This window comes from Nocardia blacklockiae (assembly GCF_015477355.1).
Lineage (GTDB): Bacteria > Actinomycetota > Actinomycetes > Mycobacteriales > Mycobacteriaceae > Nocardia > Nocardia blacklockiae.
The window spans coordinates 1-7093 of the sequence record NZ_JADLRJ010000025.1 but is presented as its reverse complement, the minus strand read 5'-3'; the positions used below and the strand labels follow the sequence as shown (position 1 = coordinate 7093).

7 protein-coding genes and 1 pseudogene are annotated in these 7093 nt (G+C 72.0%); 3 read left to right on the top strand and 5 right to left on the bottom strand.

Annotation, left to right across the window (positions count from 1 at the left end):
* The 5 genes from IU476_RS35615 to IU476_RS35595 all read right to left on the bottom strand — a co-directional run.
* On the bottom strand, positions 1–772 hold a 772-nt coding region (locus IU476_RS35615; RefSeq protein ID WP_324194592.1), incomplete at its 3' end, for an alpha/beta fold hydrolase.
* 301 nt (positions 773–1073) lie between these two features.
* Positions 1074–1898: an SDR family oxidoreductase gene (locus IU476_RS35610; RefSeq protein ID WP_195106757.1), complete on the bottom strand. Its 825-nt coding sequence runs from the start codon at positions 1896–1898 to the stop codon at positions 1074–1076.
* Between the two features lie 77 nt (positions 1899–1975).
* A complete protein-coding gene (locus tag IU476_RS35605; RefSeq protein WP_195106756.1) occupies positions 1976–3496 on the bottom strand; it encodes a flavin-containing monooxygenase in 1521 nt (506 codons plus the stop codon).
* A gap of 155 nt (positions 3497–3651) precedes the next feature.
* Positions 3652–4035, bottom strand: coding sequence for a nitroreductase family deazaflavin-dependent oxidoreductase (locus IU476_RS35600; protein ID WP_195106755.1), 384 nt, complete (start codon positions 4033–4035; stop codon positions 3652–3654).
* Complete coding sequence (locus IU476_RS35595) at positions 4032–5360, bottom strand: cytochrome P450 (protein ID WP_228824848.1); 1329 nt, start codon at positions 5358–5360, stop codon at positions 4032–4034. The genes IU476_RS35600 and IU476_RS35595 overlap by 4 nt, the downstream gene beginning before the upstream one ends.
* Before the next feature lie 114 nt (positions 5361–5474).
* On the opposite strand from IU476_RS35595, the pseudogene IU476_RS36600 reads away from it, so the two are divergent.
* From IU476_RS36600 to IU476_RS35585, 3 genes and pseudogenes are all read left to right on the top strand, one after another.
* A pseudogene (locus IU476_RS36600) lies at positions 5475–5639 on the top strand (hypothetical protein); the annotation flags it as partial.
* 256 nt (positions 5640–5895) lie between these two features.
* Entirely contained in the window at positions 5896–6105 is a 210-nt protein-coding gene (locus tag IU476_RS36595; protein WP_228824851.1) for a hypothetical protein, read from the top strand.
* A gap of 418 nt (positions 6106–6523) precedes the next feature.
* Positions 6524–7093 (top strand): TetR/AcrR family transcriptional regulator (locus tag IU476_RS35585; protein WP_195106754.1); only part of this gene is annotated, 570 nt, incomplete at its 3' end.

Below are 7093 nucleotides of genomic sequence, written 5' to 3'. Positions count from 1 at the left end.
GGTGCAGACGTGGTCCGTGGTCGGGCGGGACGAGGCGGTCGCGGTCGCCGTAGACGAGCAGTATCCGTGCGGCATCGGCGGGGTCCAGCAGGCCGGCGGTGAGGTCGGCGGTGAGCCGGCGCAGGGCGAACGGGCTCGTCGTCTCCGCCAGGTAGCGGATGAAGCTGCGCAGATGGGTGTCGCGAGTCAGCGGATGGCCGTATTGCTGAGCCTCTTCCAGCGATTTCAGGGTGTCGTCGTGGTAGTGCACGCGGGTGTGGGCCCACCGCAGCGGGTTGGCGGTGATGTGGCGGCCGAGCAGGCCGGTGACGCCCGGCACGCGCAACGCCAGCCACAGCGCGTACAGCCGCGGCATCGGGAAGATCGGCGGGTGCAGCAGGACCAGGCGGGAGAAGGCCGCGGGTGCGTCGAGCATCCGGCGCAGGCACACCATGGCGCCCAGGGAGTTGCCGACCGCGCGGCAGCCGTCGATGCCGAGGGTGCGCTGGAGTTCGCCGAGGAACACGCCGAGCGCTTCGGGGGCGTAGCTGCCGTGTGCGGGTGCGGCGCTGTGGCCGCAGCCGGGCAGATCGGGGACGAGGACGTGGTGGCTGGTGGCGAGTTCGTCGAGCACGTAGCGCCAGGAGTAGCCGGTGGTCATCAGGCCGTGCACGAGCAGCAGCGGAGGCGCGGCCGGGTTGCCGCGGGTGACCAGTGAGATGCGGGTCCGGCCGAAGATCGCGGAGGACACGGTGACCTCTCGCCGGGGCGCGTCGAAGAACTGGTGGGCCACCCTCGGGGTGCGGGGAAGCCGGTCGGCGCGCCATTGCCGGAACGGGCCGCCCGGGGGCCTGCGCTCGTGCGGGTCATCGATTCCCGCCTGGCACAAACGCCTGTACCTGCTCGATATGTGGTTGTTCTGCATCACCGGCTGCCGTTCTCGTCTGCGGGTAGAACACTGTGTCGCTGTGCGGTGGCCCGGCCTGCCGCGGGGAAGGGCTTCGCTGTCCCGGCCGGCCTCGCGGTCCGGGCGGTCCGGTCGGCCGTCCGCGGTGGCGGGCCGGGGGTCGGGGGTGTGGAGGGTGTCGGGTCGGTCAGCCGCGGTGGACCGCGGCCGAGAGCACGGCGTCGAGGACCGCGGTGGGTGTCACCGCCGTGGCCCACATCTGGGCGCGGCTGGCGGTGTCGCACAGGTAGCGTCGTTTCGGCCGGCGGGCCGACAGCGCGTGTTCGACGGCGGCGGCGACCTTGTCGGCGGGCACGGCGAGGCGTTGCAGCCGCGGGAGCAGCGCGCGTGTTCCGGCGAGCTGGCGTTCGTAGAGCCGGGCCTGCTCGGGGGGCAGGGCCTCGACCATGGATTCGAACTGGCCGGTGGCGTCGGCCCACAGGTCGGTCGCGGTGGTGCCGGGTTCGATCAGCGACACCGGGATCTGCCACGGCCGCAGTTCCACGCGCAGGGCGTCGCCGAGGGCCTCGAGCGCGAATTTCGACGCGCAGTAGGCGCCCATACCCGGTGCGGAGAATCGACCGGACAGCGAGGAGATGAACACGATCCGGCCGTGCCCGGCGCGCAGCAGCGGCAGCACCGCGCGGGTCACGGCGAGCTGCCCGACGACGTTGACCTCGAGCTGGCTGGTCAGCTGCTCGCTGGTCACCGTTTCCAGAGGTCCTTGCACGGCGATCCCGGCGTTGTTGACCACCCCGTCGAGGTGGGCGGGCAGCACCTGGGGCAGGCGGGCGAGGTCGCCGGGATCGGTGATGTCCAGCCGGACCGGCACCACCTCGGCCATGCCCCGGAACACCGCCTCGTCCTCGGGCCGGCGCACCCCGGCGTACACCTGCCATCCGCGGCGGCTCAGACGCTGGGTGACGGCCAGTCCGATGCCGCGACCGGCGCCGGTGACCAGTACCGATTTCATCGTGTCGAAATCCCTTCTCCCACAGGGGAAAATGTTCGCCCGCCCGGCGCGGGAAGGCGGTGGTGGACGGTCCGGCGCTACACCGGCTGCTGCGGGTGGCCCGCGACGGCCGGTGCCGTGGCGGGGTGCGTGTGCGGGGAATACAGGCGCAGTGCGGGGTGGCGGATGCGGCCGCGGCGCAGCCGGCGCGCGTCGCGGAAGTAGTCCTCGCCCAGCCGCCAGGGCCACGTGTGGCCGGCGCGGGGGAACTGGGCGACCGAGCGCAGCACGTAGTTGGCGGTGAAACCCAGCAGCGGTTCGGTTCCGCCCTCGCCGGGCGGCGCGACGGCGAACACGGTGTGGCCGTGGCGGTCCATCTCGGTGAGCAGCCGGCACAGGTGATCGGTGACCAAGCCGGCCTTCAGCGTCCACGACAGGTTGGTGTAGCCGATGGTGCACACCAGGTTGGGCACTCCGGTCAGGAACATGCCGCGGAAGATCACCGTCTGGGCCAGGTCGACCGTATGGTCGTCGACCCGCAACGTCAGCCCGCCCAGGGCCAGCAACGACAGTCCCGTCGCGGTGACGATCGCGTCGGCGGGCACCCGCTGCCCGGAGGTCATGACGATCTCGTGGGTCGTCACGTGGTCGATGTCGCCGGTCACCACCGACGCGCGGCCGTCGGACAGCGCCTGGAACAGGTCGCCGTCGGGGGCCAGGCACATCCGCTGATCCCACGGCGCGTACCGGGGGTTGAGGTGGGTGTCGACGGCGTAGCCCGCGGGCAGCAGCCGGGTGTTGGCGGCCCGGATGACCGCCCGGGTCAGGCTCGGCGCGGCGCGGCTGACCCGGTACACCGCGGTGCTGAGGGTGATGTTGACCCGCCGTGTCAGGCCCGCGGCGCGGCGGTGGCCCAAAAGCGGCGCGAGCAGCGGGGTCATGACGTCGCGGCGCGGCAGGGCCATGATGTAGCTGGGTGAACGCTGCACCATCGTGACGTGGGCGGCGTCCTCGGCCAGCGCGGGTACCAGCGTCACCGCGGTGGCCCCGCTGCCGATGACCGCGATCCGCCGGCCGCGGGCCTGGAAGTCGGCGGGCCACGTTTGCGGATGCACGACCGGCCCGGCGAAGGTGCCGAGCCCGGCGATGTCGGGGACGTGGCCGCGGTCGTAGCGGTAGTAGCCGGTGCACACGTGCAGAATCTGGCAGGTGAACCGGCGTCGGCTCGCCGCGGTGCCCGTGCCGGTCTCGGCCTCGACCGTCCACCGCCCCGTCGCGGAACAGAACGCGGCCTCCACCACGCGGTGCCCGAACCGGATGTGGCCCAGCACGCCGGCCTCGCGGGCGGTGTCTTCGATGTAGTCGCGGATCTGCGCGCCCGCGGCGATCGCGTCGCGGCCCCGCCACGGCCGGAACGCGTACCCGAGGGTCTGCATATCCGAGTCCGACCGCACCCCTGGATAGCGGAACAGATCCCAGGTGCCCCCGACCCGGTCGCGGGCCTCGAGCACCACGACGCGGCGCCGCGGGAAGCGGCGCGTGTATTCGCACGCCGCGCCGACACCCGACAACCCGGCGCCGACGATCAACACATCACACACCTGTGGCTGCGTATCCATCCTGTCCTCCACGCTCCGACAGGCCCGCCCCCGGCGAGCATCCCGTTGTTTCGTTCCCCGGCCCTGTGCGGGGCCGTGCCTGCGGGCGGCGCGCCGCAGGGCGGGACCGCAGGACTTCGCTCGGCGCTGTTCGCGGCTCGCGGGAGCCGGGCGGGTCAGGCGAGGCGGTGCAGTACCAGCGCGGCCTCGTCGAAGGGCAGCAGCCGGTAGAGCAGCCGTGGTCGCGGCGACAGGGCCCCCGCCTCGTGTTTGGTCATCAGGGCCGGGCGCCCGACGCGGACCCGCTGCCCGCGGTGCTCGACGACGGCCTCGCCGGCGCTGAGCACGTTGTTCACCCAGTTCGAGGCGAGCCCGTAGCCGATGAGGACGACGAAACCGTCCTCGATGACGAAGATCGACAACGGTGTGCGGTAGGTGCTGCCCGACCGGCGCCCGACATGCTCGAGAATCGACCACGTCGGCGACCAGCGGGCCAGCCGCCGCGCCACGGGGTTGGTCACGACCCGGTTGAACCGCGCCAGCGCGCGCGCTGCCTTCACCGGCGCGGGGTGAGGACGGCTTGCCCGCCTCGGGCCGGGGCGAACGCCACACCACGCGAATGCCATCGCTCGTCGGGCACGGCCCGCGGGGTCAGCGTGAACTCCCGCAGCAGCGTCCGCAGCACCACCCGCATCTCCAGTTCGGCGAACGCGGCACCCAGACAGCGCCGGTTCCCGCCACCGAACGGGATCCAGGTGTTGATGTCACGGCGCGCGCGCAGGAAACGCTCGGGATCGAACCGGTCCGGATCCGGAAACACCTGCGGGTTCGCGTGCAGCAGGCCGATACTGACCAGGATGACCTGCCCGCGCGGCAGCACCCACGGGCCCAGCTCGAACCGGGGCGCAGCGACCTGCCGGAACACGCTGTCGATGACCGGCCGGCAGCGCTGCACCTCGGTGATCACCGCCATCAGCGACTGCTCGTCACCGTCGTCGAGATCGGCGACCAGGCGCTCGAGCACCGCGGGATGGCGTTGCAGCCGCTCGACCGCCCACGCCAGCGTGGTGGCGGTGGTCTCGTGGCCCGCGGTCAGCAGCGCGACCAGCTCGTCGGCGATCTCGCCGATGGTCATCTGCGCGCCGTCGTCGTAGCGGCTTTGCACCATCAACGCCAGGATGTCCTCGCGCTCGTCCAGCGCCGGATCGGTGCGGGCCGCCTCGACCAGCTCGCCCACGATGGCGTCGTACTCGCGGCGATACCCCAGGAACCGGCCCCAGGGGCTCCACCGGCCCCAATCCCACTGCGGTACCGGGATCAACGCCAGCTGCGCACCCAGTTCCACCATCCGCGGAAGCAGCACCTGCAGCCGCTCGAAATGACGGCCCTGCGCACCGAACACCGCCCGCAGGATGATGTTGAGGGTGATCCGCATCATCGACGGCAGCATCGCAGTCACCGTCCCGACCGGCACCCTCGCGAACTCCCGCTGCGCCTCGAGCTCCATCACCGTGTCGTAGCGGCCCAGCCGCCGGCCGTGAAACGGCGGCGCCAGCAGCTTGCGGTGCGCACGATGACGCTCACCGGTCAGCGCGAACATCGAATCCGGCCCCATCACCCGGCCCAGATTCTGCTCCACATTCTCGAGCATCCCCGCCGGCGCCTTGAACACCTGCCGCACCAGCTCCGGATCGCTCACCGCCACCGTCGGACCGAAAATCGGCAGGTGCAGCGTGTACTCCGGGCCGTAGACCTGGTGCAGTAACCGCAACCCGCCCCGGCGATCGACCACCGCGGCCGCGCCCTGCACCCACCGGGGCAACCGCGGCCCGGGAGGCAGCACCACCCGATCGTCCGCGGACATGTGAACCGACGTGGAGACCATGAGCGCCCCTCCCTGAACCGATGGGTACGTATGCGTACCCGCCGAACGGTACGCGCATGTACCCACCCGGGGCAAGAGGCGGCCGCCCGTCCTGGCGGCCACCGTCGGTGAGCTATGTTGAACAGCGTGCCGGCCCGGTGGACGAACAAGGCGGACGGCCCCGACCCGTCCCCGCCCGGCACCGAGATCCGTCACCGGCTGCTGGCCGCGCTCGCCGAGTGCATCACCGAGATCGGCTACCGCGAGTGCACCGTCGCCGACATCGTCGGCCGCGCCCGCATGTCACGACGAGCGTTCTACGCTCACTTCAGCAGCCGCGAGGACTGCTACATCGCCCTGCTGTACCTGGTCAACACCCAGCTCATCGATCACATCCGCGCCTCGGTCGACCCCCGCGCACCCTGGCGCGCCCAGGTCCGTCAAGCCATCGACGCCTGGCTGGAAGGCTCGCAGGTCAACCCCGCCATCACGCTGAGCTGGATCCGCGATTCCCCCAGCCTCGGCGCCCCCCGCACGCGAACTGCAACGCGACACCATGCGCGAGTTCCTGACCCTGATCCAGGACCTCGCCGACAACCCCGGCGTCCGCGCCGAGGGACTCGGCCCGCCCACCCCCGATGCCGCCGTCGTCCTCGTCGGCGGCCTGCGCGAACTGATCGCCACCCAGGTTGAGAACGGCCGCCCCATCACCGCACTCGCCGACACCGCGGTCGCCATCACCACCGCGATCCTCACCGCCGGATAAGCCGCCACCCCTGCCGCCTCGGCCTCCGGCTCGCACCGGCACAGCGCGGCTGCGTGCGCCCGGCCCCTGCTCGGCCGCATGCGCATCGGTGCTCACCCCGCGCCTGGCGGGAAATCCCTGGCTGGCAGGCGGCGTCGAATCGGCCACTGCCCGTCCACCGGCGCAGCCGAGCGACCCCACGACCCTGGCAGGTCGCACACCGGCGCCGTACCTGCACACGACGCCGGCGCCGCACGATCCGGCTGGGCCGCGTTCGCCGCGGCCCACGGCGCGGCCGCGGCGAACGGTGGGTACATCAATGTACCGAGAAGAAGGTATGTTGCCGTACCGAAACGCGCAAGAGGCACCGGAGACACGAGGCCCCGCGGGCGGGATTCGGCGTGCCCGGGATGGGCGGTGCCCGGTTATCGTGGACGCGATGAGCACGACAGCAACGCGCCGCGGTCCGCGGCGGCGCCGCCGGTTGTCACCGGAGGACGTGCGCGCGGAGTTGCTGGCCGCGCTCGCCGGCGAGATCGCCGAGAAGGGGTACCGCGCGACCACGGTCGGCGACGTCGTGGGACGGGCGCAGATGTCGAGGCGGGCGTTCTACGCCCATTTCGGCAGCAAGGAAGACTGCTACCTCGCGCTGCTGGATTCGACTACCACGGTGCTGGTGAGCCGGATCCGCGAGGCCGTCGACAGCTCGCAGCCCTGGCAGGTGCAGGTGCGCCAGGCGATCGGCGCCTGGCTCGAAACCTCGGCGCTGCAGCCCGCGCTCGCGCTGAGCTGGTGCCGCGACGCTCCCGCGCTCGGCGAGCCGGCCCGCGCGCTACAACAGCGATCCCAGCAGGCCTTCGGCGAGCTCGTCACCGACCTCATCGGGCGACGCACCGACCACGGCACCGGGGACGAGGCGGCGGTCAGCATGCCGCCGGAAATGGCGATCGTGCTCATCGGCGGCCTGCGGGAACTGATCGCCGTCCAGGTCGAAAGCGGACGCCCGCTC

What these genes read in the sequence shown, in the direction of transcription:
- IU476_RS35595 (WP_228824848.1), bottom strand. Translation starts at nt 5,360, where the DNA reads ATGGTCTCCACGTCGGTTCACATGTCCGCGGACGATCGGGTGGTGCTG.
- IU476_RS36595 (WP_228824851.1), top strand. Translation starts at nt 5,896, where the DNA reads ATGCGCGAGTTCCTGACCCTGATCCAGGACCTCGCCGACAACCCCGGC.
- IU476_RS35610 (WP_195106757.1), bottom strand. Translation starts at nt 1,898, where the DNA reads ATGAAATCGGTACTGGTCACCGGCGCCGGTCGCGGCATCGGACTGGCC.
- IU476_RS35605 (WP_195106756.1), bottom strand. Translation starts at nt 3,496, where the DNA reads ATGGATACGCAGCCACAGGTGTGTGATGTGTTGATCGTCGGCGCCGGG.